Source organism: Providencia sp. PROV261 (assembly GCF_028477945.1).
GTDB classification, from domain to species: Bacteria; Pseudomonadota; Gammaproteobacteria; order Enterobacterales; family Enterobacteriaceae; genus Providencia; species Providencia stuartii.
Genome location: NZ_JAMPMC010000005.1, coordinates 225,339 through 251,335, shown reverse-complemented (window position 1 = coordinate 251,335; position 25,997 = coordinate 225,339). Strand labels below are relative to the sequence as shown.

The following is a 25,997-nucleotide window of genomic DNA, read 5'->3' as shown; positions in this document are numbered from 1 at the left end:
CCCTCATTACTCATTTGGAACAGCATGCACCAATTGTTCGCAAGCACTTTGATAATCGCAGCGCTCATCAATGTCTTGTTGTAAAAACTTCGACATACGGGGGTAATATTGGATTGCCATATCTAACAGCGGATCACTGCCTGTTGCATACGCACCCACATTAATCAGATCGCGGTTGCGTTGATAACTGGAGGTGAGCTGCTTGAAGCGTTGGATTTGGCGATAATGTTGTTTATCAATTAACTCTGTCATCGCTCGGCTGATTGATGCCTCAATATCGATAGCCGGATAGTGGCCTGATTCCGCCAGTGATCTTGATAGCACGATATGCCCATCGAGAATGGCGCGGGCAGAATCTGCGATAGGATCCTGTTGGTCATCCCCTTCGGTTAATACGGTATAAAAAGCGGTAATAGAGCCACCATTTTTGCCGTTACCCGCCCGTTCGACTAATGCAGGTAATTTGGCAAAAACAGAAGGTGGATAGCCTTTTGTTGCAGGAGGTTCACCGATGGCTAAGGCAATTTCTCGTTGAGCCATACTGTAACGGGTGAGGGAATCCATGATCAGCAATACGTTTTTTCCTAGGTCACGGAAGTACTCGGCAATCCGTGTCGCATAAGAAGCCCCTTGCATACGTAATAGTGGCGAAACATCGGCAGGTGCCGCAACCACAACGGCACGTTTTAAGCCCTCGGCCCCTAAAATATTTTCGATAAAATCTTTGACCTCACGACCACGCTCACCAATCAAGCCAACCACAATAATGTCAGCCTGAGTGAAACGCGCCATCATGCCGAGTAAAACACTTTTTCCGACCCCTGAACCTGCAAATAGCCCCATGCGTTGGCCTCGCCCAACGGTCAGTAAGGCGTTAATGGCGCGTACGCCCACATCCAAAACACTATGGATAGGCGTGCGTTCTAATGGGTTAATAGGAGGCGTGATCAATGGCGCCCGTTGCTTGGCGTCTAATGGGCCTTTTCCATCGAGCGGTGTACCTTGCGCATCAAGAATGCGTCCTAATAGTTCATCCCCTAATGGCAACAAACGACTGGTTTGTCCATCATCACCGTTAGTTTGTGCATAGACGCGCGCGCCCGGCGCAATCCCTTCTAGGTCAGCAAGTGGCATCAGTAGCATGCGTGGGCCATTAAAACCGACAACTTCACAAACCACTTCGTCATGGCGATCGTTAATGGCTCGTTCGACAAAGCAGGTGGCGCCTAATGGCATCTTGATCCCTTCTGCCTCCATGACTAACCCGGTTATTTTTGTCAGTCGTCCATAGCGGCGTATCATTGGGATCCCTTTCATTCGGGATTCAAAACCTTCAAGTGCAGCAATCCAGCGACTCATTCGTACGGTCATGAGAGTGTCTCCGGCGCGTAGAGGCGGCATAGCTCTTGCCAGCGCGTTGCCACTGTCATATCGATTTCGCCATCTTCAGCGACGACACGACAACCACCAAGATGCAGCTTCGGATCGCCAACTAAGCGCCAGCCATTCAAATTCAGCAGCGAGCCTAAATGTTGCTCGATCAATGCTGTGTGAGCTGGGTTAACGTGTAGTTCAGGTTGCCCAGAAAACAGCGGTTTTTGCTGTAACAAATGGCTGATCTCTTCCAGCAAGGCCGTGCCATCACAAATGGTGGATTGACCGAGCACTTGTTTTGCGGCAGTTAAAGCAATTTGTAAAAGCTTAGTGGTGATCACCGTATCGAAACTATCTAATGAATAATGAAATTCAGATAGCAGCTTTTGCCATGTATCAATAATTGGTTGCTCTTGAGCCAGTGCTTGCTGGCGGCCTTGCTCTGTACCTTCTCGTTGACCTTGTTCAAAACCAGCTTGATAGCCTTCTTTTTTACCTAGCTCATAACCTTGTTGGAAACCTGTTCGTTGAGCTTCTTCTTTTAAGTTATCAAGAATATTAATTTGTTCGAGTACCTCTTGGGGTTCAAGACACGGTACTGCTGGTTTGGTTGGCTCAGGGAGTTCCTCCGGTGAAGAGACACCGGAGGCGTTGAGATCCCATTGATTCAGTTCGCGCAACTGCCAAGGTTGCCATGCTTCTGGATTAATCGGGGATTTAGACATAGACATCGTCTCCACCACCGATGGTGATCTCGCCTTTTTCTGCTAGGCGACGGACAACCATAAGAATAGCTTTCTGCTCGTTTTCCACTTGAGACATGCGTACTGGTGAACGGGATTCCAAATCATCGCGCACAATTTCAGCCGCACGAACAGCCATATTGTTGAGGAAGTGGTCGCGTAGAGCTTGATTGCAGCCTTTGAGCGCAATAACCAGAGAGTCGTTGGAGATCTCTTGTAGGATGCGTTGAATACTGCGATTGTCGACTTCGATAAGGTTTTCAAATAGGAACATTTCATCAATAATGCGTTGTGCCAATTCACCATCGTAATCGCGCATTGCGTTGATAACGCTTTCTTCTTGCTGATTTTTCATTAAGTTAATAATTTCAGCCGCTGTTCTTACGCCACCCATTTTGCTGCGTTTGAGATTTTGTCCATCAAGCAGATTATTGAGGACTTCCGTCAGCTCTGCTAAAGCAGCAGGTTGCACACCACCAAAGGTTGCGATACGCAACATAATGTCATTGCGTTGACGCTCTTCGAACAGCTCTAAAACATCGGCCGCAAGGTTACGCTTAAGGTGAACTAATATGGTTGCGATAATTTGTGGATGCTCATCACGAATAATATCGGCCACAGTTTGTGGCTCCATATAGTTAAGACTTTCAATACCTGATGTGCTCTCTTGCTTATCGAAAATATCTTCAAGTAGGCTAGCTGCGCGCTCTTCACCCAGCGCTTTAACCAGTACCGAACGGAGATAATCATTGGTATTGATATTTAATGCCGCAAATTGAATCGCTGATTCTTCAAACTCAGTGAGCACTTCTGCTAACTCATTGTTAGAGATTTGGCGCATGTTTGAAACAGCCATACTTAATTGCTGCACTTCTTTTGGGTTCAAATGCTTAAAGACCTCAGCGGCCTGATCTTCGCCGAGAGTCATTAGCATCACGGCACTTTTTTCGGTTCCACTTAACATTATTGTGCTTTTCCTAACCACTGACGGATAACCATTGCCACGACTTGTGGATCTTTTTCAGCCATTTCACGAATACGCTGACTTTGGATCTCTGCACTCACACGTTGGCGAGTTAAGCGACGACGGGTTTGTTCGTCCATATCTTCATTAATTTCTTCATCGACCACGAGAGGGGTTTTAGGCTGAGCCGCCACAAACACTTCTGCCGCCGATTGGGCTTGTTGAGTTTGACGATATTTCACCCATTGTGGTTTGACGCCGAAACGCCACATCAACCAAGCAATGATGGCTATCAAGATGATTTTGCCGTAATCCAACACTTGAGCGATAAACTGAGGGTTTTCAAGCATGGATGGTTGTTCTTCAACGACAGTATCGTTGGTAAACAATGAGTTAGTGATACTCAGTGAATCGCCGCGCGTGCTGGAATAGCCCATTGCTTCACGGGTTAACGACTCAATTTGCTGCATCATTTCTGGTGATAATGGTTTCATCTGTTGTGTGCCATCTTCACCATCTTGCGGTAAATAGTTGATGATCACAGCTACGGATAGTCTGTCGATAACGCCAATTTGACGTTGGGTATGGCTAATTTTGCGATCGACTTCGTAGTTTGTGGTTTCATCACTTTGTGAAAGGCTAGAGCCATTATTAGAAGGGCTATTTTGTGCCGAATTTGCACCTTTATTATCGGTAGAAATAGGGGCACTTGGCGCACTTGGTGGCTGATTAGATAGCGCACCTGGCACACCACCTACACCACTGGTATTGTTTTGCGAGCTTTGGCTATTTTGGCGAGAGCGTACGGCTGCGCTATTTGGCGTTTGATTAGGCTTATACTCTTCGGAGGTTTGTTCAACCTTCGAAAAATCCATTTGTGCCGTGACTTGGGCATGCACATTAGCGCGCCCCACTAAAGGCGAAATGATGTCTTCAATGCGCTGTTTTAGATGGGATTCCATCTCTTTGGTCATTTTAATTTGCGCATTGTTGGCAGATTGTTGGCTATTATCATTATTTGTGAGCAAGCGACCCGTTTGATCAACGATGGTCACGTTAGCTGCCGTTAGGCCAGAGACACTGCTTGATACCATATGGACAATTGCCGTGATTTGTCCTTCGTCTAGCATGCGTCCGGGCAATAAGCCGACGGTCACCGAAGCGGTGGGGAGTTTCTGTTCACGGACAAATAATGTCGGTTTGGGGATAGCTAAATGCACTCGTGCATTTTGAACAGGACTGAGTGATTCAATCGTGCGCGATAATTCACCTTCTAATGCACGTTGATAGTTAACTTGCTCACTAAATTGGCTAATCCCAAACTGCTCTTTATCTAATAGTTCAAAGCCTGTATTGCCACCTTTAGGTAATCCTGATTGTGCCAATTTCAGACGAAGTTCATGAACTTTTTCGGCGGGTACTAAAATTGCACTGCCGTTATCCGCAATTTGATACGGTACGTTCATTTGGGTTAATTGGCTGACAATATCACCGCCATCTTTTGCGCTGAGATTGCTTAACAATACACGATAATCCGGACTGCGTAGCCAAAGAAGTAGGGCGACAACGACGGCAATCGCTGCGGCGCCAGCAATCATTAATGGGATTTTTGGGGATGCTTTGAAGCGTGTTGCAATAGATGCAAACCCTTTTGAAGCTTCTCCCGTCTCTTTCGATGCGGCACTCATAGATATTCCCTGCCTTGCAGAATCAACAGATGAAAACACTTTTGGCGAAACAATGTTATTCCCTCTTCGTAACGTCACTTTTTTACGCTGCTATTATTGATGACTCTGATAAATCTAATGACGGAATCAGCCTATCATTTTGGTGTTATTTATCGGCTTCAAGTTAAAAAGGCTGTGTTAGGGTATGCAGCTATATAAAACAGCGATGGTTGTTCGCACAGACATTGAAGAGAAGAAAATGACAATCCAAGCAATTGAAGGGGTGTTGTCGCAGCTACAGACAACGGCATTACAGGCCGCAAACCATCAAAAACCGGTGGTTGAACCCGTTGGATTTGCCGATCATCTGGTTTCAGCGGTTAATCAAATCAATACCGTGAGAAACCAATCGGCAAAACAGATAGAAGACTTTACATTAGGTAAAAGTAATGTCTCGTTAAATGATGTTATGGTGGATATGCAAAAAGCCAGCTTGAGCCTACAAATGGGGATCCAAGTGCGTAATAAGTTGGTTGCGGCGTACCAAGAGGTGATGTCGATTCCTGTTTAGCAGTCGCCCTCGCTCGTCACCTTTTTCACCTAACGGTATTGTCCACACTCGTTCGCCCTAGTGACATGCTTATGTATGCTCCTAGGGTTTCTTGCCTTTGCTATTTTGTCGGAACACTAATGTTATAGCGCTAGCTTGCCACTGTTTGCACCCTCGTGTGTTGGCGACGCTCGCCCTCGTTACATACTTGTGTATGCTCTAGAGTCTCTTTCTTTTATTACTTTGTTGGAGCACAAAAGTCATAGAGCTAGATATTGGGTCAATTATACCTTGCAAAAGAAGGCACAGAGGTATTGGCTCCGCGAGTGAAAAACTTAAATGGAACGCTACATTAATAAATTAAAGATAAGCTATGTCATCATATATTGGGTTGAGGGATTAATTTACGTGTTTTTTAGACAACTACTCTGTTGATTAAATTGTTTTGAACATTTTTGGGGTGGATAAATAAATATTTTAACTGTTTCTTTTTACTTTCAATTGAAGCAGAAAGTTGAGAAGGCGCTCAGTAAATGGAAACAGTTCATTGTATATAGAAAACCCCAGCTAGGCTGGGGGGCCGTAAAGCTTTCAGCTTTGAATAAGATATAAAACCCCCTTTTGATTTGTTAAAACATCTTGTGGTCTGGCAACGGCAAGAGTCAAACAAGAAATCAAAAGGGGGTTCCAATGGGAGACGAAAAGAGCTTAGCGCATACACGATGGAATTTGCACCCAAATATGGAAGACAAGTTTTTCACGGTGAAAAACGTAGAGCGGTAGGCAGTATTTTAAGAAAGTTATGTGAGTAGAAGAATGTCAGAGCCGTTGTGCGCCTGTTAGGGCGCGGCAGGTAACAAAGCCTTATCGGCGCATATTAAAAACCTCCGGCTACGCCGGAGGATATTTTTTACTTAAGCATAAGTATCATCAAAAATGATGAGTTACCAACCAATGGCGATACCTGCACCAACAATCGCACTATCGGCATTATTCCATGCGATAGAGCTACGCAGATTCAGATCCTTTTTTAATTGGTATTGTGCTCCAGCAGCAATAGCATTGCCATTACGGTAATGACCCAAGCCAATGCCAGCACTAAAACGTGTATTTAACGAATAAGGGATATTAGACATAGCCGCCACAGAAGCGATACCTGAGTTGGCCTGTTTTTCCATTTTAGTGATTTTTTTATCTAGCTGGGTAAAACGTACTTTATTGAAGGCTTGTGTGTTATCGAAATTTTGCTGGAAATGGGCAAACCTATTTTGATTTTCAGCTTGGATTGTACTGTGTTGTGAATCGAGTAACTCAAGCTTATTGTCTAAATCACGGTGATGCTCAATCAATCGGTTATCAATATAATCATTGTTAATATTAATCGACTGTTGGATCTTTTCATCAATCTCCGTGATCGTCGGCGTCACTTTTTTATCTTGTTTGATGAGTTGTTGATACACTAACTCTTCTAGGGTAGGTATTTCGATATTTTTTGCTTGTTCTGCCCTGTAATGTTTGAATAATTCAGCGGCTTTTTGGAACTCAGCTAGTGACTCAGCGACATCGAAGGCAACCTCTGTTGCGCTCGGAAATAGGGGGGCCGCCTGTGCTGAATGTGAAAGTGCTAATACCGCCATTGAACTCGCCAATAACGTTTTTTTCATGTTGATATCCTTATTAATGAAATAAACGCCTCTAATTTTTGCTTTTATTACATTCAAAAAGAGGCATTAATTTATATTAGAGTTAATGGCCACTTTTGAATATTCTAATATTACTCTCAATGATATCGTAAAAAGTGATTTGGTATGAATTAAGCGCGGTTTTATACACTTTATAAATGATAAAATAAAAGCAATATGCCATGATATTTTAATTTTACTATTATCATAAATAACGGAGATTAAAATATTAGCATTTTGAATGTATTTTCTGAGATAACGATTTTTATTAATTTATATTATTAATTAATCATATGGTTAAAACCTTAGCATAGTTAGGGTTGCTAAGCTGCGATGGGGCGACGATAAACGATGTAGCAATAAAAATAAACGGCTATTATTTTTAGTGTTTTTTTCTAGATAACATGTTATTTTTCTGTGAAATTATAGGGTGTTTTATTTTTAGGTTAACCTAGTTGATCTTGATGTGATTTTTTTAGCTAGTGGGTAATGCCATTTTTTGCATCTTATCGTCAATTTAAAAAGACGATAATGCGTAATAGTTTGAATAAAGAGTATGACAGATAGGATTTTTGAGATATGGCAGTAAGAGCTATTATTGAGATACCCGATGAGCGGTTACGCGTTAAATGTGACCCAGTCACCGACATTGCGGCAGTACAGCCATTAATTGATGATTTATTGGATACCATGTACAGCACCGATAATGGTATTGGCTTAGCAGCGACGCAAATTGGCGCAACATTATCGGTGATGGTGATTGATATTTCTGAAAACCGTGATCAGCCTATGGTATTTGTTAACCCTGAAATTATTGAAAGCGAAGGGGAAACGAGCTACCAAGAAGGTTGTTTATCCGTGCCTGAAATTTATGCTGATGTGGCACGTTTTAAGCGCGTAAAAGTTAAGGCGCTAGATAGAGACGGGAAGGCGTTTATCACCGATTCTGATGAATTTTTGGCGATTGTAATGCAGCATGAAATTGACCATTTGCATGGAAAGGTTTTTCTTGATCATTTATCGACTTTAAAACGCAATATGCTGTTGAAAAAACTAAAGAAACAGCAGCGTTTAAGACAGTAATCGATCCATAAGTGTCAGGTAGGCCGCCTGACACACATGGCTATTCAATGGGTTTTATTGTTATTGGCGTATCTGGCTCATTAAATTGGCCGTAGCTATTATTGAGTGCTCGTTTTTGGTCCAGTTGCTTCATTTCTTTACTTAAAAAATCTAAGTGCTGTTGTAAATGCGTTTTCGTGATCTGCTCGTTCTCAATAATTTGATGTAATAACCTAACCAACTCATCGGTGATGGGTTGGTGTGCTTCAAACTCATGAGTTAGCTGCGTTAAATTTTCGACGGCATAAACATATTCTGTTTCGTGGGCAACTAACTGTTCCCACTGTTGTGCTTCTGCGAGTGCGACTAAATTTTCACTTAATGCTAAGACATCACGATAGATTTCATATAAATCGGTAGGTTTTTTATTATTCACCTGGTTATCTTTCATCCACATTTGCCCCGATCTGTTGCCAAGCTGACGCGATATCGGAGAGTAATTGGTAAACTTCTTGGATATAAGCCACATTATTTTCAAGATTAGCATTTAATAGGCGCATGATCATATAGTCATAAAGACTTGCAAGATTATCGGCGATTTCACCTCCGGCCTCATGGTTGAGCGCCTGTTTCAAACCTGTGTCAATAATATCGATTGCTTTAGAAAGTTCTTTGCCTTTTGCAGCGATATTATTTTGTTGCATAAAAATTTCAGCACGTTTGAGGGCGCTTAACGCCCCTCGATAGAGAATGCTAATCAGTTGGTATGGGGTCGCATTGGCAATTTCACTTTCCAAATCGACTTGTTGGTAGGCTTGTTTTGCTTTTTGCTGATACATAATTATTAACCTAACAGTCTGCCTAATGAGTTACTGGTGCTATTGAGTGAATTCATCATTTTATCTAAATTTTGGAATTGGCGGCGGTATAAATCCATGGTGTTTTCAATCTGCTTATTAGTTTGTTCAATACGCTTATCAAGGCTTTTCTTTTTCTTTTGTACGCCATCAGTCGCGTTATGCAGTGTGCCTTCGCGGGCATCGAGGGTATCTTTTAAGAAATTAAAGTTCTCGGTTGCAAAGCCTGTCTCTTTACCATCCCCCATAAAGAAACTTTTGACGCTACCAGGATTCTCTTTTAACGCTTTTTCGAACTTTTTATCTTCTATCTCTAATGTGCCATCAACTTTTTGTGTGATCCCCATTTTATTTAATAAATTAATTTCACCACTATCTTGTGCTGAACGTATTTGAGTACGTAATTGGCTTTGAATTGTGCGTAATGTCGAATCACCGATAAGTGGACCATTGGTTTTATCTGGGGCGGTTCCTTTCGTTGTTGGCGTATATTTGGTCAATTCTTTGGCTAAATTCTGGAATTCGTTATAGGCGTCTACCCACGCTTTAATTTTTGCTTTAGCGGGCTCAATATCTTCAGAAATGATCAAATGGTCAGGTTTTTTGTCTTCACTCTCTTTTTTCAATGTCAAAGTGAGTCCAGGAAAGAGATCTTTTGCTTCATTGCTTTGTGATTCAAGTTCAAAACCATCAATATTTAGCAAGGCATTTTGCGGGGGAACTTTTTGCTCCATGCCAATGTTTTCTTTATCTTTTAAAACGACATTTCCACCACTGTCTAGTTCAGACTCAACATTCAGTATTTTAGCGAGCTCGTCATCACCTTCAACTTTGATATTAATACGGTGTTCAGTACCTTCTTTTTTGGAGGTAACGACAAGATGATAACGATTACTTTTATCTTTGATCACCGCGGCGGTAACCGTTTTATCTGTTTTATTGATAGCATCAGCGATTTCAACCAAAGAGGTGTGTTCATTATCAAGTTTGATAATAATGGGATCTTCTTCAGCAGGCTGAGTGATAGTGATAGTTCGCTCTGCGTTACCGTTACCTAATAATTTTTTATTATCATCATGGCCTTTAGTCGCAATAGTTTGTGCTTTCGCAAGTTGAGTGACTAGGACATCATGAACTCCAGCTACGGCCTTGCCATCTGTTTTAACGTCGAAGCTTTTATATTCACCGTTCACTTTGGTGGTGCTGATATCATTGTATTTTTTAAGATCTTCCGCCGCTTTTTTTAATTTTTCTAGAGATGACTGCATCTTACCAAAAGCGCTAATCTGTGCATCATAGCTGGCTTTTTGTGCCGTTAATGGCTCAAGGCGACGTTTTTCCATCGCTTCAAGTTGGTCCATTTGGTTATTTAAGTCTAAGTTTGCCCCGATACCGAGTGTCGATATACCAGCCATTGTTCTCTCCTAAAAAATTATTCTCATTTACAGGGTTATCGGCGAGAAGAACGGAAATCTTAGACTAAGTCGATAAATAATGATGGCAGGAGTTGACCCTACAAAACAGGGTATTTATCTCTATTGATAATCAATAATTTAAAATTTGCGGTTTATAAATTTATTTTGACAAAATAATTTACCGCTTGGAGCGGGGCGGTAGCTGGGTTTCTCGCTTTGAGATAAAAAATTTTTGTCGAAATCCCTAAAGCCCTTTTTTATGCCGCCGATAATGGTATTGCTGGCAACAAACTGTAAAGCCTAACAGATTGGCTAACTTTATTATTACGGAATAACAAGGACATATATTATGGCACAGGTTATCAACACTAACATCCTGTCTCTGACAACTCAGAACAACCTAAACCGTTCACAAAGCGTACTGGGTACTGCAATTGAGCGTCTATCTTCAGGTTCACGTATCAATAGCGCAAAAGACGACGCAGCAGGTCAAGCGATTGCTAACCGTTTCACTGCTAACATCAAAGGTTTGACCCAAGCTTCTCGTAATGCGAGCGACGGTATTTCAATGGCGCAAGTTGCTGAAGGCGCAGTTAACGAAATCAACGAAAACTTGCAACGTATCCGTGAACTGACTGTTCAAGCAGCTAACGGCAGTAACTCTGACAGCGATATCACTTCAATTCGTGATGAAGTACAACAACGTCTGGATGAAATCGACCGTATCTATCAACACACTGAATTTAACGGAACACAAATTCTAAATGGTGACACTGTTTCTTACCAAGTGGGTGCGAAAGATGGTCAAACTATCAGCATGGAAATGCAAAAAATGGATCTTGATACATTAGGTATCAAAGATTTTAAAGACAAAGTTGAGAAGGTTTCTGCGGCTGCAGCTGGTCCAAAAGAGCCAGCAAGTAAAGGCACTGAGGTTATTTTGGATACTAAAAATGTGGCTGTTGATTTAGCAGAAGCAACACCAAAGTCTGTAGCTGAATACAAAGTGTATAAGGATACGTCAGGTACTGACCAATTCTTTATTCATGATACTAAAGAAAATAAATGGTTTAAGGCAACTAAAGATGATTCAACAGCATCAGGTACGGTTCAGTATGTGAAAGGTGCTGAGATCACTGGTCTAGGTGGTGGTACTGCTGCAAAATCTGACGCATTAGATACTTTAGATACTGCACTGAAAAATGTGGATTCATACCGTTCTAAACTGGGTGCATTCCAAAACCGTATGCAATCTACTATCAATAACCTGAACAACTCAGTCAACAACTTGAGTGCAGCACGTAGCCGTATCCAAGACGCTGACTTTGCAACAGAAGTGTCTAACATGAGCCGTGGTCAAATCCTGCAACAAGCAGGTACTTCAGTTCTGGCACAAGCAAACCAAGTTCCACAAGGTGTTCTGAGCCTGTTACGTTAATTCGTCACGGATTAATATCAGTGATTGAAGGCCAGACGTTGTTCTGGCCTTTTTGTTTATCATTCAGGCATCACATTATATACTCACAGTGTAATTGTCTTCGCTAAATTTATTTAGGTTAGGATAAATAGCACTAATTTACCTCATTACTCTACGGATTGAATTATTGTGCAGCTAGCATAATGAATACCTTTATATAAGTTTTAAAGGGTGATTCCGGTTGTGAGTGATTTGTATACTGCCGAAGGTGTAATTAATAAAAATAGCCTATGGGAGCGTTATTATCCCTTAATACGACATGAGGCCCTAAAATTACAAGTGAGATTGCCTGCGAGCGTCGATATTGATGATCTTATTCAAGCTGGCGGTATCGGGTTATTGCATGCGTTAGAGCGCTTCGATGCTTCTCAAGGAGCATCATTTGCCACTTATGCAGTGCAGCGTATTCGCGGCTCCATGCTAGATGAATTGCGCAGCCGAGATTGGGCACCGCGTAGTGTGCGCAGACAGGCTCGTGAAATGGCTAAAGTCATTGGAGAATTAGAGCAATCATTGAGTCGCAGTGCGACGGAAAGTGAAATTGCCCAAGCACTCAATATTGACGTTACAGAATACCGTCAAGCCTTACTTGATACCAACAACAGTCAACTTTATTCCTATGATGAATGGCATGAAATTCATGGCGAAAGCTGTGAGCCTGCTATTGATGAAAGTGATGGAGGCAATCCATTAAGTTTACTGATGGAGTCTAATCTACGCGCACAAATCATTGAGGCAATTGAGCAGTTACCAGAGCGGGAGAAACTGGTACTTACCCTCTATTATCAAGAAGAATTGAACTTAAAAGAAATTGGTGCGGTTTTGGAGGTCGGAGAGTCGCGAGTCAGTCAGCTCCATAGCCAAGCCATAAAACGTTTACGCGGTCGCTTAAAATCATTAACGGAGTCGTAGGCTATTTACGATTAAAAGAGCAGACAGGGAAGTGGCTAGCTAAAGGATGAGAGTATCAATAATGTGACTGTAATTTATTGCGTATTATCGCTACGCTTCTATAAGTTGGCGCTCTTGACTTAAGATAGTGTAAAGAGCGCCAGAGGCGTTGGTTAAAGGCTCGCAGCGTCAGCAATTAATTGGCCTAAAGCTTGCCAATTTTCATTATCGATCAGCTCATTAGGCACCATCCACGAGCCACCACAAACTAATACAGATGGTAGTGCTTTATATTCTTTGATATTTTTGGGGTTGATCCCACCCGTTGGCATAAAGTTAACAGGATAAACCGCGCTCATTGCTTTTAGCATCGCTACGCCACCAGAAGCTTCTGCTGGGAAAAACTTCACTGTGGTTAAATTAAATTCTAATGCCTGCTCAACTAAGCTTGGGTTATTGAGCCCAGGGATAATAATGACATTTTTTTGTTGGCAATAAGCGACGATTTTAGGGTTAAAACCTGGACTTACGATAAAATCCACGCCAGCGTCAATGGCTTGATCAACCTGTTGCGTGGTCAATACCGTGCCCGCCCCAATAAGGATTTCGGGGTATGCTGCTCGCATATTTTTAATCGCTTGTACTGCGGCGGGAGTGCGAAAGGTGACCTCAGCACAAGGTAGACCATTTTCCATTAGCGCTTGTGCGAGAGGCGCGCCATGTTCCGCCTTGTTGATTGTGATTACTGGCACCACACTGATTTTTTTTAGTTTTTCGATTAATTGATTCATGTTTAGATCCCTTTGATATTGTTTAGCTCTATGATAGGCATCGCTTCACGCGGAATAATGGCGCCTCGGTGTTGGATCACGGTTCCTGCAAGTAAATGGCCTGTGCGAGCCGCTTCTTCAGGAGAGCCACCTAGAATTCGACAGGCAAGATAGCCTGCACTGAAAGAATCGCCAGCGGCGGTGGTATCAATGACGTGAGTCACTTTATTCGCAGCCACTTCGAATTGTTGATCGTGAATGATGATATAGCAGGGTTTTGCTCCGCGTTTAATAACGATCTCTTCAACACCCTGCTGCTGTGCACGTGCAATGGATTGGCTTTCTTGCTGATCACCATACAGCAGTTGCTCATCATCAAAAGTTAAAAATGCAATATCAGTCAGTGATAACATTTGTTGGTAGGCTTGCTGTGCCGCCTCGACAGAAGGCCATAATGCAGGGCGATAATTATTGTCAAAAATGACCTTAGCACCTGATTGGCGAGCCGTTGCTAACAGTGTAAACAGTAATTGGCGAGCGGCTTCAGGTAAAATGGCTAAGCTAATCCCACTTAGATAGATATATTGCTGTTGATTGAGTAATTGTTGAGTTCGCTCGGCGGTTTGCTCATTCAACCAAAATTTGGCCGCTGAGTTATCACGCCAATAAAAAAAACGGCGCTCGCCATCCTCTGATGTTTCAATTAAATACATACCGGGAAGGTGTTTTTCGGCGATCACGACATGGTCGGTATTGATCCCTTCGGCTTGCCAACTTTCTCGCATTTGTTGGCTAAAGGGGTCTTGACCAAGCCCCGTTAAATAGCGAGTGACAACACCTTGTTTGTGGGTTAAACGTGCAAGGTAGAGTGCACTATTTAAGGTGTCTCCGCCAAAAGTCTGCTTAAATAATTCCCCTGATTTTTGTAACTCAACCATACATTCGCCAATCACGGCAACTTGCAAAGCTGTAGCCATTTTTACCACCTATCGTTTTTATTTTTTATAACCGAATTGAGTCAAACCTCATTAGCTAACAGCATTAAAACCTATTTTTTAGACAAGTTCAAATAAAAATGAAACGACGTTTTAAAAATATCAAATCACCGTTCTTGTTTTTCATGAAAGTGATCTTTATGCTGTTGAGTAAACATAAAGTCAGCACATCAAACCATCTGATATGGCTATCATATTGATTTGAATAAATAGGAAGGTGAATGGTGGATAAGGTCACGCAAACGGATGCCGTTTCGTCAGTAGTAAAAGTATTCAGTATTCTCAATGCATTAGGAGAACAAAAAGAGATTGGTGTGTCTGAGCTTTCACAACGACTGCTGATGTCAAAAGCGACTACCTATCGTTTCTTGCAAACCATGAAACAATTAGGTTATGTGGCACAGGAAGGGGAAGCGGATAAATATTCATTGACGCTTAAACTATTCGAGTTGGGGGCTAAATCTCTAGAGTATGTTGATTTAATTGAAATTGCTGATAAGGAGATGCGCCATATTGGACAGTTAACCCATGAAGCGCTGCACCTTGGTGCTTTTGATGATAATGCGATTATTTATATTCATAAAATTGATTCTAGCTACAACTTGCGCATGTACTCACGGGTTGGACGGCGTAATCCATTGTATTGTACTGCGATCGGTAAGGTGCTTTTAGCATGGCAGGATGAAGCAACAGTAACAGGTATTTTAGCGCAGATTGAATTCGTCAAAAAAACCGATACAACATTATTGAGTATTGAGGCGTTAATGGCTGAATTAGCGGTGGTGCGAGAGCAACATTATGCAGAGGATAGGGAAGAGCAAGAGTTAGGGTTACGTTGCATTGCCGTACCTATTTATGACCGCTTAGGGCATGTGATAGCAGGACTATCAATCTCCTTTCCTACAATTCGTTTTGATGAACAGCAGTTGGAATATTATATCCGTTTGCTCAAGGCTGCCGGACGTCAGATTTCAGAAAAAATGGGATACCACGCTTATCCGTCATAGTCAGGGTTTAAACCAGTTATTTTTCATTGAGCTTTATATGATTGACTATTTGATATTAAAGTTTAATTAAATCAATCGTTTGACGCTTGATTAAACTATCACTTATTTGCGGATAAAAAGACCAATCACGCGAGTTTTTACTGATAAAACTCGCCATCTCATTTGTCATATTTATAATTTTGGCATTATTTTGTAATGAAAATATGATGATGCTTAAAAATTTATTGATATTTAGCCTATTTATTATGTCTCCCCAAGCCATAGCAACGGATTATACCTTCACAGAAAAAGCGCCTGCTGACCGTGTGTATGATGAAGATTATCAAGGTATTGATGCTATCAAGCAGCAGCAACGCTTCATGTTTGATCCAAACAAGAAAGTCGCTGAAGAGGAGCGCAGCTATGAAGATTTACTTGCTCAAAAACAACAAAATGATGCGTGGGATAGTTGGGGTAATGATGTCTGTCATCGCTCTTTCACCACGATGGGATGCACTAGTGAGCCAGCATGGTTGCATGATCCGCAACAGCTTAAACACATGATTGAACAAGCAGGAAAATAAGGTGAGGCAATGTATCGCCTCACCTTGGGCCGTTATTTCAGTGCGTTAGTGAAGCGTTCCGTGTATTCAAAATCTTTGGTTTGCTCGGGGTTACCTGAATAAGAGGCTGATGCGGACTCGCCGACGCCGACCCTATCGCGGGTTAAGCTCCACATTGAAATTAAGTTCACACCATTAGTTTTTGCAAAATTACTTAATGTATTGATATCGTTAAAATTAAACATAGACCTATCATCATTAAGGCCGATCATCGGTGTGACTTGTACTAAATCATACAGCTCAGCATCTGTCAGTGTAGGGTAGTAGGTTTTTAATTGATTTTTTAGACTGGTTGCCACATCTACGGCGGCCTGCCCCATATTTTTATCCGTTCCTTGACCATAATCCATCGCCATACCATTCACTTTCATTTTTAAACCTGCGTTAACCGATTTTTGTACTAGCGCTAACCCTTTTTCGACAAGGCCATATGGCATAACAGGTAACGTTAGGCTCAAGGTGATATCAGGGTTATTTTTCACGATGGTTGATAGTGCGGTAAAGGTTTTATCGGCATCGTATAAATCATTTTCAAAATCAAAATCCAGTTGTGAGGCACCAAGTATATCAATGACTTCTTGGTAAGTTGCAATCAATTGGTCAACAGTCTGCCTTGCAGAGACATCATAGTTAGCCGCACCTCCGAATGACACAATCACTTTGATATTGGCTTCAATTAACGCATCACAAAATGGCTTAGCCCAAGCGATAGGCATACTCGAATATGCTCCCCATGCGGCATTATTATTAGGATCAGCGGTTAAAAAAGCCAAGTAAACACCATCAACGCTGTGACTAATTGCAGCTTGGCTATATTTAGGGTTTGGTTTGCCGTTAGGAGAAAGCGGGTCATTCCAAATCGCATCAACGGTCACATCCAAATAAGGGGCAAATAGTGTCTTGTTCATCATCATTTCTCCTTGAATAGGGGGAATTTTAGCCATCTGGCATCGCGCCATTAATGAACAAAATACGCCATATTTATTGGTCAAATGATGAACAGATTAATCACTTGTCATGAAATTTATTTCAAAAACACGTGTATTGTTGCATCTTAAAAAGGGGCCTAATGGCCCCTTTGCAGTAAAACGATTAATTAGTTTCAGGAAAGGTTAATGTTGCCCCTGGCGCTTCTCTGCTTAAGTGAATGAAATTAAGATGTTTTTCATATTGATCTAAAATATCACTGATCACCTGTTCTTTGGTGTAATCCATTAAATCATTGCTTTGTGTTCCCTCCCAAAGGAAAGTTTCTAGGCGATAGTAATGGGATTTACCTGAACGTGCTCGGTAGGTAAAGGCGGGAACAGAGTAACGTTGCGGCCAAATTTGATAGATAAAGTTCTGTTCTTCCCCTAAATCAACCACGAGCTCTAGGTGATTTAAACGCTCATCTTCGGCAGGGGGCAGAATATTAAATTCCACATTAGCGCCGCGTAGTGATAGCTCTTTTGCCACTTCTTGCATGGCAGGCGTACACACTAGATCCAACATACGTTGAGTGTAAGTGGTACCGGGGAAGTTCATCACACGGCCCAACCGCTGTTTCCAATTTAACTTACCATTGCCATATAAAGGCGCTGGTGCATTGGTGGTGAGTGAACTGACGCGCCTGAAATCTTCGACTTTTAGCGATTTATACAGCCCCGCCATAATAAAAAAGATCACAAAACTAAAAGGTAACCCCATGATCACGGTCGTATTTTGTAGTGCGGCAACCCCATCGGTCATCAACATACCTAGGGTTAATAAACCAATCGCCACTGACCAGAAAATACGTAACCAGTTAGGCGCATCATTATTGATATCGCTTAGGTTTGAGGTGAAATTCCCGAGTACGAGTGACCCAGAATCCGCAGAGGTCACATAAAATAGTAGGCCAGTGATCGTTGCCACCGATGCGGTCAAACCAAACCCGGGATAGAGCTCTAGTAAGGAGTAAAAGCCTTTTTCAGGGGCGGCAAGCACCGTTTCTGCCAATTCTTTGTTGCCATGAATGATTTCGTATAAGGCGCTGTTACCAAAAATAGATAACCAAAGTAGAGTGAACACGAAAGGGATAATCAGCGTGCCAATGACAAACTGGCGAATTGTCCGTCCACGGGAAATTCGTGCGAGAAATAAGCCCACAAACGGCGACCATGCAACCCACCAAGCCCAGAAAAATAGCGTCCAGCTATTCATCCAATCTGTTGGTCTATCAAAAGCAAAGCTGTTAAGCGTCATTCCCATAAAGCGATTAATGTAATCACCCACGTTAAGCACTAACGCATTGAGTAAAAATTCCGTATCACCAACAAACAAAATGAATAAAATCAGCCCTAATGCGAGCAAAACATTCAGTTCGGATAAGATACGGATCCCTTTATTAACCCCAGATGTGGCGGAAATAACGGCCATAATGACCGAAAGTAAAATCAGGCCACCTTGTACGCCAAGCCCTTGGGGGAGATCAAACAGGACTTTTAAACCATAGTTAAGCTGTACCACACCGATACCTAATGTGGTCGCAATACCAAAAATTGTACCAATAACGGCGGCAACATCGACAGTATGGCCGATTGGCCCATAGATACGTTTACCAAAAATAGGGTAAAGGGCAGAGCGAATGGTTAAAGGCAAATTATATCGGTAACTAAAGTAACCGAGCGCAATCCCCATCAGCGCATACATAGACCAGCCCGTCAGGCCATAGTGGAAGAGAGTCCACACCATCGACTGACGAGCTGCTTCTAATGTTTCCCCTTCGCCAGTGGGTGGCAGCATATATTGCGTGACAGGCTCGGCAACAGAGAAAAACATTAGGTCGATACCGATCCCTGCTGCAAACAGCATGGCAGACCAACTTAATACGCTAAATTCAGGTTTTGATTGCTCCGGCCCTAATTTGATATTACCAAAGCGTGATGTCGCCACAAATATCACAAAGACAATATACAGTGTTGCGGCTAACAAGTAGTACCAACCAAACGTTTTTGATACCCATCCGAGTGTTGCGACGATCCATTGGTTGGCGGTTTCTGTCATGAGTATGGTGAAAAATGAAAATGCTAGTATTAGACCAGCAGAAGTGAAAAAAACCACAGAGTTTAATTTGTCTTTCTGCTGATTTTTTGGACTATTTTGAGTTGTCATCGGCAGTTTCCACAATTTTATTTATTCAAAAGTTAAAAGTTACATTCTTTGCTAATTAATTGAATTAATTGCAAAGAGTTGTTTTTTTACATCTATCTTTCTCCTAATTTTGTAAAACAATTGTGATAAAATATAGTTAATATTGATTGAATGTTCAATTAAAAAAAAGTTTAATAACAGGGTTCACTGTATTTTTTTGGGTCTAGAGGTTATGCCGAAAATAGGAATGCAATCGATACGTAAGCAGCAGTTAATTCAAGCCACACTTGAAGTGATTAATGAAGTGGGCATGCAAGAGGCCAGTATCGCGTTAATTGCTCGAAAGGCGGGTGTATCAACAGGGATCATCAGCCATTACTTCCGCGATAAAAATGGTCTGTTAGAAGCCACCATGCGTCATATTCAGTACCAACTTGGGATCGCCGTGGCAATGCGTTTAAGAATGCTGAGTCATGCCCAACCTAAACAGCGCATTCAAGCCATCGTTGAAGGTAACTTTGATTCTTCGCAAATCAGTGAGGCGGCGATGAAAACATGGTTAGCCTTTTGGGCAAGTAGCATGCATCAACCGAATTTAAATCGGTTGCAGCAAGTGAATGATAGGCGATTGTATTCCAACCTAACGTATGAGTTTGCTCGAGTACTCGATAAGCACGCCGCGCGTATGGCCGCAAAAGGGCTGGCGGCGTTAATTGATGGGTTATGGTTACGTAGTGCATTGAGTAATGAAGCTTTTCCATTACAGGATGCGTTGACCATCACGAATGAGTATATCGATATGCAGCTCAGTCGGTCGCGGGATAGCTAAACCAAAAGAAACGTTTTAATAGGAGGGAGATATTATGCACGAACCACAATTACATAAACTTTATATTCATGGTGGTTATGTAGATAGCTCACAACCGGAATGTGGGCAGTTTGATGCAATTAACCCAGCGAACGGTGAAGTGATCGCTCGTTTACAATCGGCGACACATGAAGACATCGATTGGGCGGTGGAAAGTGCCAAACAAGGGCAAAAGATATGGGCATCAATGACGGCAATAGAGCGTTCACGCATCTTACGTCGAGCAGTTGATATTTTACGTGAACGTAATGACGAGTTGGCTCAGTTAGAAACATTAGATACTGGCAAGCCACTTTCAGAGACGCGTTATGTGGATATTGTGACGGGGGCGGATGTTCTCGAATACTACGCCGGTTTGATCCCCGCTTTAGAAGGCGAACAGATCCCATTACGCGATAGTTCATTTGCCTATACGCGCCGTGAGCCGTTAGGTGTTGTCGCTGGTATCGGTGCTTGGAACTACCCTATCCAAATCGCACTTTGGAAATCTGCTCCTGCTTTAGCCGCAGGTAATGCCATGATCTTTAAGCCAAGTGAAGTGACCTCATTGACCGCACTCAAATTAGCGGAAATTTACACAGAAGCAGGGCTACCTGCCGGTGTGTTTAATGTGGTGACAGGAGGAGGCGCTGATGTGGGCCTATGGCTGACGGAGCATCCGGGCATTGCCAAAATTTCCTTCACAGGTGGCGTGCCTACAGGTAAAAAAGTGATGGCAAATGCCTCTGGGTCAACTCTAAAAGATGTCACGATGGAGTTGGGGGGGAAATCACCACTGATTATTTTTGATGATGCAGATCTGGATAAGGCTGCTGATATTGCCATGATGGCTAATTTTTACAGTTCGGGGCAAGTTTGTACTAATGGTACGCGGGTCTTTGTTCCAGAACATTTAAAAACGCAATTCGAAGAGAAGATCCAACAACGTGTTGCACGTATCAAAATAGGCTCGCCTATTGATGATGAAACCAATTTTGGCCCGCTAGTGAGTTTTGCTCATATGGAAAATGTGTTGCGTTATATCGAAATTGGTAAACAACAAGGGGCGAAACTGCTTTGTGGAGGTGAACGCCTCACAGAAGGTGAGTTTGCTCAAGGCGCGTATGTATTACCTACGGTATTTACCGACTGTTCTGATGATATGCAAATCACTCAAGAAGAGATTTTTGGCCCTGTGATGAGCATTCTCAGTTACCAATCTGAAGATGAGGTGATTGAACGCGCGAATAACTCGCTATATGGCTTGGCAGCGGGGATCGTGACTTGTGATTTATCCCGCGCGCATCGTGTCATTCATCAATTAGAAGCCGGAATTTGTTGGATTAATACATGGGGTGAATCACCCGCGCAAATGCCTGTCGGGGGCTATAAGCACTCAGGGGTTGGCCGTGAAAATGGCTTAGTCACACTACAAAATTATACTCAAATCAAATCAATACAAGTCGAACTTGGGGAGTTTGCATCCGTATTTTAATTTCTTATTTTTAATTTGACTGAAACAGAGGAGATAACAATGGTCTATGACTACATTATTATCGGTGCTGGTTCAGCCGGTAACGTTCTTGCTACCCGCCTGACAGAAGATTCTGATGTTACTGTGCTGCTCCTTGAAGCTGGAGGACCGGACTACAGGTTCGATTTTCGTACACAAATGCCAGCGGCATTAGCATATCCATTACAAGGTCGACGCTATAATTGGGCCTATGAAACTGATCCTGAACCTTACATGAACAACCGCCGTATGGAGTGTGGGCGCGGAAAAGGGCTTGGGGGGTCATCGCTGATCAATGGTATGTGTTATATCCGAGGTAACGCATTGGATTTTGACGGGTGGGCGCAAACTCCAGGTTTAGAAGACTGGAGTTACCTCAATTGTTTACCTTATTTTCGCAAAGCGGAAACGCGGGATATCGGTGCAAATGATTATCATGGTGGCGATGGTCCTGTCAGTGTGACTACGCCTAAAAATGGTAATAACGTCTTGTTTCATGCCATGGTTGAAGCGGGGGTTCAGGCTGGCTATCCAAGAACAGATGACCTAAATGGTTATCAACAAGAGGGCTTTGGTCCAATGGATAGAACGGTAACACCAAAAGGGCGTCGTGCGAGTACGGCTCGAGGTTATCTCGATCAGGCTAGAAAACGTAAAAATCTGACCATTATTACCCACGCCACTACAGATGTTATTGAATTTGAATCGAAAAAAGCGGTTGGCGTGAAATTCTACCAAGGGAGCAGTAAAACTGCCGTGCATGCCAAAGCCCGTAAAGAGGTGCTTTTGTGTGCTGGCGCCATTGCTTCACCTCAAATATTGCAGCGCTCAGGTGTAGGGCCAGAAGATGTGCTCAAAGAGTTTAATATCCCCGCGGTGCATGTGTTGCCTGGGGTAGGGCAAAATTTGCAAGATCACCTTGAGATGTATTTGCAATATGAGTGTAAGCAGCCCGTTTCGCTCTATCCAGCATTAAAATGGTATAACCAACCCGCTATCGGTGCGGAGTGGTTGTTTAAAGGAACGGGTATCGGTGCTAGTAACCAATTTGAGGCGGGCGGATTTATCAGGACAAGTGATAAGTTTGCATGGCCAAATATCCAGTTCCACTTTTTGCCTGTTGCAATTAATTACAACGGCAGTAATGCAGTAAATGTACATGGTTTCCAAGCTCACGTAGGCTCTATGCGTTCGCCGAGTCGAGGGCGTGTGAGGATAAAGTCAACGGATCCTTACCAACACCCGAGTATTTTGTTTAATTACATGTCGAGTGAGCAGGATTGGGAAGAGTTCCGTGCCGCCATTCGCATTACCCGCGAAATTATGGCTCAACCAGCATTAGATCCGTACCGAGGTGAGGAAATTAGCCCCGGTAAACATGTCCAATCAGACGACGAGCTTGATGCTTTTGTCCGCGAGCGCGCTGAAACGGCATTCCATCCTTGTGGCTCTTGTAAGATGGGATACGATGAAATGGCGGTCGTTGATGGTGCAGGTCGTGTACATGGCCTTGAAAATCTAAGAGTGATTGACGCTTCAATCATGCCTTTGATTATTACAGGTAACTTGAATGCAACGACAATTATGATCGCCGAAAAGATGGCGGATAAAATCCGTGGGCGTGAACCCTTACCGGCAAGTCAGGCTGATTATTATGTTGCAGGGGATGCCCCTGTTCGCCAGCTATAGTTGCATTAATCTATCAATGGCCCCAGCCAGCGAAGGGGTCATTTTTTCGACCGACCAAAAAAAATCATCTAAAAAAGCCCTCAATAAAGAGGGCAAATAAAGCGAAAACGAGAACTTCTGTATAGCATTTATTTTTTACTTACCATAGCAGACCAGTTAGCGAATCCATCGGTAACGCCATGGAGAGTGGAATATTGAGAACAACCTCACTATTTAACACCATGATGACGCTTATTTGACTGATTTAACTAACCACGCCAAATATCCACTGTCGACCTGATCCAAATCGAGGCTAATCAATTCAGGAGTTTCGTATGGGTGGATTTCCTTGATAGCAGAAAACAATTCAGCTTGGTTTTTATTAGTAGATTTAATGAGTAACAGTACCTCTTTATCTTGTGCGATCTCGTTCTTCCATTGATAAATGGAGGTTATCTCAGGCAGTAATGAAACACAGGCCGCTAAGCGTCTATCTAATAACTGTTGAGCAATCTTGACCGCATTATTTTGGCTGTTTGTTGTACATAAAATAATGCAAGGTTGGTGCTCTTTATAACAATTTACATCATGCTTTATCATCTATATTTCCTTAGAATAGTTATCTAATTCAGAGTGTCCATGATTAAGATTAGATTAAATAACCACAATATGTATGAAGTTTAATCAAGTGATAATTGTAATGTAGTGGTAAATAGTTTCCTACTAGACTATCTAATAAGATATAAGGTTATTAAAACATCTAAGTACGTATTGATGAATAGCGTGTTATTTGTACATTTAACTCGAAATTTTTGAATTTGTTATTTAATGCTATTTAGCAAAATTAAGATTATTTGTATGAATAATTCGATTCAGCCTGCATTTTTACCTATTGTAATATAAATAAATCATTGGGTTTTGTATATTGTTGATGTTTCAACGTCTATTTTAAATTAAATAAACAATGTTTTTTGTATGGTTAATTATTTAAGGCAATAAACGTGCTTTTTATATGAATGTTATACATTGTCGTTGTCGTTTATAAAATAAAAGTTAATATTATGATGGTTCCTTGTTAAATACTATTGGTAAATTGTTGTAATTACTAATTACTCTTTGTTACTAAATTTAAATCGTTTTTTATATGTAAAAATAGCTATGTCAATGATAACGATCAATGTCTGCCAAAGATATTTAGTTAACATATTTGTAATGATAAAAAATATATTGCTAAGAATTTTTTATTTCCATCTTAAAAACATGTATGGATGCCCGATATGAATAAACTGACCCCATTAAAACCTATACCTACATTGATAGCAGTTGCAATCACACTTATTATTTGGTTCCTAATCCCTGTTCCCGAAGGTGTTAATCCCGATGCTTGGCATCTATTAGCACTCTTTGTTGGAACGATCGCCGCAATTATTGGTAAAGCCCTTCCTATTGGCGGTGTTTCCATTATTGCCATTGCTTTAGTGGCTGCAACGGGAGTGACTAATCCAAACTCCACAAAGGATGCGATAGCGGATGCGTTAAGTGGTTTCTCAAATGACCTGATTTGGTTAATCGGTATTTCTATTATGGTTTCAATGAGCCTAAATAAAACCGGATTAGGCGCGAGGATTGGCTATTATGTTATTTCCTTATTTGGTAAAAAAACATTAGGTATTGCTTATTCACTGGCGATTGCAGAAACAGTACTTGCGCCAGTGACCCCAAGTAATACTGCGCGTGGCGGGGGGATCATTCACCCTATTATGCGCTCCATTGCGGATAGTTTTGGCTCTAAGGCCGATGATGGTACTGCCGGTAAAATAGGGCGTTATCTCTCTTTGGTTAACTATAATATTAACCCAATTACTTCAGCGATGTTTATTACCGCGACGGCGCCAAACCCTTTAATTGTCAGTTTGATTGTCAGCGAAGCTGGAGGAGCAAATGAATTAACTTGGTCAATGTGGGCGCTAGCAGCATTTGCACCTGCTTTGGTGTCGTTAATTTTGATGCCGTTAGTTATCTATTTCATGTATAAACCTGAAATTACGTCAACCCCTGATGCGCCTAATTTTGCAAAACAGCGTTTACAACAATTGGGCCCAATTTCATTACCAGAAGTTATTACGCTTGGCGTGTTTGTGCTATTACTGGTGATGTGGGCAGGAGTACCCGAACACGTATTTGGACCTGCTTATAAGATTAACGCAACAACGGCCGCATTTATTGGACTGGGTATTTTATTAGCCACGGGCGTCATCAATTGGGATGATGTATTAAAAAACAAAGGGGCTTGGGATACCGTTGTTTGGTTTGCTGCTTTGGTGATGATGGCAAGTTTCTTAGGTAAGCTAGGTTTAATTAAATGGATGTCCATCTCAGTAGGGACTTCAATCGATAATATGGGATTGAGTTGGGTTTGGGGAGCATTAATCCTTGTGCTTATCTATGTCTACTCACACTACTTCTTTGCGAGTACAACCGCCCACATTACCGCGATGTTTGCTGCTTTCTTTGCGGCTGGTTTAGCGCTTGGCGCTCCACCGATGTTACTCGGCTTAACCTTAGCATTCTCCTCTTCTTTGATGATGTCTCTGACCCATTACGGCACAGGAACTGCCCCCATTATTTTCGGTTCAGGCTACGTAACACTCGGCGAATGGTGGAAAGCCGGATTTGTGATGAGTGTCGTCAACCTTATTATCTGGATTGGTTTAGGCAGTATTTGGTGGAAAGTCTTAGGTTTCTGGTAATTCATTACTCAAACAAAAACCGCAATGGCCGGAGAAGATCCCGGCCATT

The 25,997-nt window shown here is 42.2% G+C and carries 23 protein-coding genes and 1 pseudogene; 11 read left to right on the top strand and 13 right to left on the bottom strand.

Going from position 1 to position 25,997, the window contains the following annotated elements; all coding sequences use genetic code 11:
• Positions 1-6: 6 nt before the first annotated feature.
• The 4 genes from fliI to fliF are packed head-to-tail and all read right to left on the bottom strand — an operon-like array spanning position 7 to position 4,769.
• On the bottom strand, positions 7-1,371 hold the full coding sequence (gene fliI / locus PR675_RS03935; protein ID WP_004918680.1) for a flagellar protein export ATPase FliI: 1,365 nt from the start codon (positions 1,369-1,371) through the stop codon (positions 7-9).
• On the bottom strand, positions 1,368-2,099 hold the full coding sequence (gene fliH, locus PR675_RS03930) for a flagellar assembly protein FliH (protein ID WP_014658075.1): 732 nt from the start codon (positions 2,097-2,099) through the stop codon (positions 1,368-1,370). Before fliH ends, fliI begins: the two co-directional genes overlap by 4 nt.
• The gene (gene fliG, locus PR675_RS03925; protein ID WP_036944176.1) at positions 2,092-3,084 is read right to left on the bottom strand and encodes a flagellar motor switch protein FliG; all 993 of its coding nucleotides are present in this window, start codon (positions 3,082-3,084) and stop codon (positions 2,092-2,094) included. Before fliG ends, fliH begins: the two co-directional genes overlap by 8 nt.
• Positions 3,081-4,769, bottom strand: a complete 1,689-nt coding sequence (gene fliF / locus PR675_RS03920) for a flagellar basal-body MS-ring/collar protein FliF (RefSeq protein ID WP_060561347.1) — start codon at positions 4,767-4,769, stop codon at positions 3,081-3,083. Before fliF ends, fliG begins: the two co-directional genes overlap by 4 nt.
• A gap of 238 nt (positions 4,770-5,007) precedes the next feature.
• Between fliF and fliE the strand changes: the two genes are divergently transcribed.
• Positions 5,008-5,319, top strand: a complete 312-nt coding sequence (gene fliE, locus PR675_RS03915) for a flagellar hook-basal body complex protein FliE (RefSeq protein ID WP_014658077.1) — start codon at positions 5,008-5,010, stop codon at positions 5,317-5,319.
• Between the two features lie 669 nt (positions 5,320-5,988).
• Positions 5,989-6,107, top strand: a pseudogene (locus PR675_RS03910) (IS200/IS605 family transposase); the annotation flags it as partial.
• A gap of 135 nt (positions 6,108-6,242) precedes the next feature.
• Here the strand turns inward: PR675_RS03910 and PR675_RS03905 are convergent.
• Positions 6,243-6,962: a YadA-like family protein gene (locus PR675_RS03905; RefSeq protein ID WP_060561346.1), complete on the bottom strand. Its 720-nt coding sequence runs from the start codon at positions 6,960-6,962 to the stop codon at positions 6,243-6,245.
• A 597-nt stretch (positions 6,963-7,559) separates the two neighbouring features.
• Between PR675_RS03905 and def the strand changes: the two genes are divergently transcribed.
• Positions 7,560-8,063: a peptide deformylase gene (gene def / locus PR675_RS03900; protein ID WP_060561345.1), complete on the top strand. Its 504-nt coding sequence runs from the start codon at positions 7,560-7,562 to the stop codon at positions 8,061-8,063.
• A 40-nt stretch (positions 8,064-8,103) separates the two neighbouring features.
• Here the strand turns inward: def and fliT are convergent, their stop codons facing one another.
• The 3 genes from fliT to fliD are packed head-to-tail and all read right to left on the bottom strand — an operon-like array spanning position 8,104 to position 10,314.
• On the bottom strand, positions 8,104-8,493 hold the full coding sequence (gene fliT, locus PR675_RS03895) for a flagellar protein FliT (protein WP_004918700.1): 390 nt from the start codon (positions 8,491-8,493) through the stop codon (positions 8,104-8,106).
• Complete coding sequence (gene fliS, locus PR675_RS03890; protein ID WP_004918702.1) at positions 8,483-8,881, bottom strand: flagellar export chaperone FliS; 399 nt, start codon at positions 8,879-8,881, stop codon at positions 8,483-8,485. Before fliS ends, fliT begins: the two co-directional genes overlap by 11 nt.
• 5 nt (positions 8,882-8,886) lie before the next feature.
• On the bottom strand, positions 8,887-10,314 hold the full coding sequence (gene fliD / locus PR675_RS03885) for a flagellar filament capping protein FliD (protein WP_004918704.1): 1,428 nt from the start codon (positions 10,312-10,314) through the stop codon (positions 8,887-8,889).
• A 349-nt stretch (positions 10,315-10,663) separates the two neighbouring features.
• Between fliD and PR675_RS03880 the strand changes: the two genes are divergently transcribed.
• Together PR675_RS03880 and PR675_RS03875 are read left to right on the top strand one after the other, a co-directional pair.
• Complete coding sequence (locus PR675_RS03880; RefSeq protein ID WP_014658080.1) at positions 10,664-11,752, top strand: FliC/FljB family flagellin; 1,089 nt, start codon at positions 10,664-10,666, stop codon at positions 11,750-11,752.
• A gap of 222 nt (positions 11,753-11,974) precedes the next feature.
• Positions 11,975-12,703, top strand: a complete 729-nt coding sequence (locus PR675_RS03875; protein WP_042116490.1) for an RNA polymerase sigma factor FliA — start codon at positions 11,975-11,977, stop codon at positions 12,701-12,703.
• A 152-nt stretch (positions 12,704-12,855) separates the two neighbouring features.
• Here the strand turns inward: PR675_RS03875 and PR675_RS03870 are convergent, their stop codons facing one another.
• Together PR675_RS03870 and PR675_RS03865 are read right to left on the bottom strand one after the other, a co-directional pair.
• Positions 12,856-13,473: a bifunctional 4-hydroxy-2-oxoglutarate aldolase/2-dehydro-3-deoxy-phosphogluconate aldolase gene (locus tag PR675_RS03870; protein ID WP_014658082.1), complete on the bottom strand. Its 618-nt coding sequence runs from the start codon at positions 13,471-13,473 to the stop codon at positions 12,856-12,858.
• 2 nt (positions 13,474-13,475) lie between these two features.
• Complete coding sequence (locus PR675_RS03865) at positions 13,476-14,429, bottom strand: sugar kinase (RefSeq protein ID WP_060561344.1); 954 nt, start codon at positions 14,427-14,429, stop codon at positions 13,476-13,478.
• A 239-nt stretch (positions 14,430-14,668) separates the two neighbouring features.
• On the opposite strand from PR675_RS03865, the gene kdgR reads away from it, so the two are divergent.
• Both kdgR and PR675_RS03855 read left to right on the top strand, forming a co-directional pair.
• Positions 14,669-15,454, top strand: a complete 786-nt coding sequence (gene kdgR / locus PR675_RS03860; protein WP_040133018.1) for a DNA-binding transcriptional regulator KdgR — start codon at positions 14,669-14,671, stop codon at positions 15,452-15,454.
• Between the two features lie 206 nt (positions 15,455-15,660).
• A complete protein-coding gene (locus PR675_RS03855) occupies positions 15,661-16,017 on the top strand; it encodes a hypothetical protein (protein ID WP_014658084.1) in 357 nt (118 codons plus the stop codon).
• A 32-nt stretch (positions 16,018-16,049) separates the two neighbouring features.
• Here the strand turns inward: PR675_RS03855 and PR675_RS03850 are convergent, their stop codons facing one another.
• A complete protein-coding gene (locus tag PR675_RS03850) occupies positions 16,050-16,967 on the bottom strand; it encodes a chitinase (RefSeq protein ID WP_158002582.1) in 918 nt (305 codons plus the stop codon).
• 181 nt (positions 16,968-17,148) lie between these two features.
• Positions 17,149-19,191: a choline transporter gene (locus PR675_RS03845; protein WP_004918722.1), complete on the bottom strand. Its 2,043-nt coding sequence runs from the start codon at positions 19,189-19,191 to the stop codon at positions 17,149-17,151.
• A 211-nt stretch (positions 19,192-19,402) separates the two neighbouring features.
• Between PR675_RS03845 and betI the strand changes: the two genes are divergently transcribed.
• The 3 genes from betI to betA are packed head-to-tail and all read left to right on the top strand — an operon-like array spanning position 19,403 to position 23,219.
• Positions 19,403-19,999: a transcriptional regulator BetI gene (gene betI / locus PR675_RS03840; RefSeq protein WP_004918724.1), complete on the top strand. Its 597-nt coding sequence runs from the start codon at positions 19,403-19,405 to the stop codon at positions 19,997-19,999.
• A 34-nt stretch (positions 20,000-20,033) separates the two neighbouring features.
• On the top strand, positions 20,034-21,512 hold the full coding sequence (gene betB, locus PR675_RS03835; protein WP_004918726.1) for a betaine-aldehyde dehydrogenase: 1,479 nt from the start codon (positions 20,034-20,036) through the stop codon (positions 21,510-21,512).
• A gap of 39 nt (positions 21,513-21,551) precedes the next feature.
• Entirely contained in the window at positions 21,552-23,219 is a 1,668-nt protein-coding gene (betA, locus tag PR675_RS03830; protein ID WP_004918727.1) for a choline dehydrogenase, read from the top strand.
• A gap of 231 nt (positions 23,220-23,450) precedes the next feature.
• Here betA and cutA read toward each other — a convergent pair whose 3' ends face one another.
• Positions 23,451-23,798: a divalent-cation tolerance protein CutA gene (gene cutA / locus PR675_RS03825; protein WP_004918729.1), complete on the bottom strand. Its 348-nt coding sequence runs from the start codon at positions 23,796-23,798 to the stop codon at positions 23,451-23,453.
• Between the two features lie 677 nt (positions 23,799-24,475).
• Here cutA and PR675_RS03820 point away from each other — a divergent pair.
• Complete coding sequence (locus PR675_RS03820) at positions 24,476-25,948, top strand: DASS family sodium-coupled anion symporter (protein WP_014658088.1); 1,473 nt, start codon at positions 24,476-24,478, stop codon at positions 25,946-25,948.
• The last annotated feature ends 49 nt before the right edge of the window (positions 25,949-25,997 follow it).

Excerpts from the sequence above, each read along its gene's own strand:
- fliI (WP_004918680.1), bottom strand. The coding sequence starts at position 1,371 with ATGACCGTACGAATGAGTCGCTGGATTGCTGCACTTGAAGGTTTTGAA.
- fliH (WP_014658075.1), bottom strand. The coding sequence starts at position 2,099 with ATGTCTAAATCCCCGATTAATCCAGAAGCATGGCAACCTTGGCAGTTG.
- fliF (WP_060561347.1), bottom strand. The coding sequence starts at position 4,769 with ATGAGTGCCGCATCGAAAGAGACGGGAGAAGCTTCAAAAGGGTTTGCA.
- fliE (WP_014658077.1), top strand. The coding sequence starts at position 5,008 with ATGACAATCCAAGCAATTGAAGGGGTGTTGTCGCAGCTACAGACAACG.
- PR675_RS03905 (WP_060561346.1), bottom strand. The coding sequence starts at position 6,962 with ATGAAAAAAACGTTATTGGCGAGTTCAATGGCGGTATTAGCACTTTCA.
- def (WP_060561345.1), top strand. The coding sequence starts at position 7,560 with ATGGCAGTAAGAGCTATTATTGAGATACCCGATGAGCGGTTACGCGTT.
- fliT (WP_004918700.1), bottom strand. The coding sequence starts at position 8,493 with ATGAAAGATAACCAGGTGAATAATAAAAAACCTACCGATTTATATGAA.
- fliS (WP_004918702.1), bottom strand. The coding sequence starts at position 8,881 with ATGTATCAGCAAAAAGCAAAACAAGCCTACCAACAAGTCGATTTGGAA.
- fliD (WP_004918704.1), bottom strand. The coding sequence starts at position 10,314 with ATGGCTGGTATATCGACACTCGGTATCGGGGCAAACTTAGACTTAAAT.
- PR675_RS03880 (WP_014658080.1), top strand. The coding sequence starts at position 10,664 with ATGGCACAGGTTATCAACACTAACATCCTGTCTCTGACAACTCAGAAC.
- PR675_RS03870 (WP_014658082.1), bottom strand. The coding sequence starts at position 13,473 with ATGAATCAATTAATCGAAAAACTAAAAAAAATCAGTGTGGTGCCAGTA.
- PR675_RS03865 (WP_060561344.1), bottom strand. The coding sequence starts at position 14,429 with ATGGCTACAGCTTTGCAAGTTGCCGTGATTGGCGAATGTATGGTTGAG.
- kdgR (WP_040133018.1), top strand. The coding sequence starts at position 14,669 with ATGGTGGATAAGGTCACGCAAACGGATGCCGTTTCGTCAGTAGTAAAA.
- PR675_RS03855 (WP_014658084.1), top strand. The coding sequence starts at position 15,661 with ATGATGCTTAAAAATTTATTGATATTTAGCCTATTTATTATGTCTCCC.
- PR675_RS03850 (WP_158002582.1), bottom strand. The coding sequence starts at position 16,967 with ATGATGAACAAGACACTATTTGCCCCTTATTTGGATGTGACCGTTGAT.
- PR675_RS03845 (WP_004918722.1), bottom strand. The coding sequence starts at position 19,191 with ATGACAACTCAAAATAGTCCAAAAAATCAGCAGAAAGACAAATTAAAC.
- betI (WP_004918724.1), top strand. The coding sequence starts at position 19,403 with ATGCCGAAAATAGGAATGCAATCGATACGTAAGCAGCAGTTAATTCAA.
- betB (WP_004918726.1), top strand. The coding sequence starts at position 20,034 with ATGCACGAACCACAATTACATAAACTTTATATTCATGGTGGTTATGTA.
- betA (WP_004918727.1), top strand. The coding sequence starts at position 21,552 with ATGGTCTATGACTACATTATTATCGGTGCTGGTTCAGCCGGTAACGTT.
- cutA (WP_004918729.1), bottom strand. The coding sequence starts at position 23,798 with ATGATAAAGCATGATGTAAATTGTTATAAAGAGCACCAACCTTGCATT.
- PR675_RS03820 (WP_014658088.1), top strand. The coding sequence starts at position 24,476 with ATGAATAAACTGACCCCATTAAAACCTATACCTACATTGATAGCAGTT.